Origin of the sequence: Clostridium sp. CS001, assembly GCF_020443565.1 — a bacterium.
GTDB lineage: Bacteria > Bacillota > Clostridia > Clostridiales > Clostridiaceae > Clostridium_AD.
Map to the genome: position 1 here is coordinate 1 of NZ_JAIZZN010000091.1, position 564 is coordinate 564.

The following is a 564-nucleotide window of genomic DNA, read 5'->3' on the forward strand; positions in this document are numbered from 1 at the left end:
GTCTTCCCAATAACACCACATAAAGCACCACGATACTTTGCAAATGGCTTTTCTATTTCAACATCTAATGCATCAGCCAAAGTTCTGCTTGTTGAATACTCACTAAAGTTATCTAATGGCACATGTAAATTATAAATAGATACTCTATTTTCCCGAAACTTTTCTAATAGGGCTTTATCCATCTGATAAAAGGGTATCGGATTTCTAATATCCCAGATTGAAGGGTGATGTAAAAATAGCATTGCATCTGTTTCTCCTTCATCAACAATTTTCTGCATAACTTCTTGCGTAGGAAACACAGCAGAGTAAACCTTATTAATTTCATCCGAAAAATCGCATACTAATCCCATGCTTCTTTCTTTGAAATTAGTAGAAAGATACTCTTCAAGTTCATGCATGTATCCCGCCCAATCATCTATCAACTCTTTAAATATAAAATCCTTTTCTAATTGATTGTACAATTCAGTAGATTTCATAAAATTCCTCCATTATATTATTTTTAGTTTTATTTTGGAACTGTTTATTTGATACGTAAAATATAAACTCTACTTCACACTTTCTTAC

At 31.9% G+C, this 564-nt stretch carries 1 protein-coding gene; it reads right to left on the reverse strand.

The window, feature by feature from the left end; all coding sequences use genetic code 11:
* A partial coding sequence (locus LGK97_RS19690; protein ID WP_226262016.1) for a Nif3-like dinuclear metal center hexameric protein occupies positions 1 to 476 on the reverse strand: 476 nt, incomplete at its 3' end.
* Positions 477 to 564: the final 88 nt, after the last annotated feature.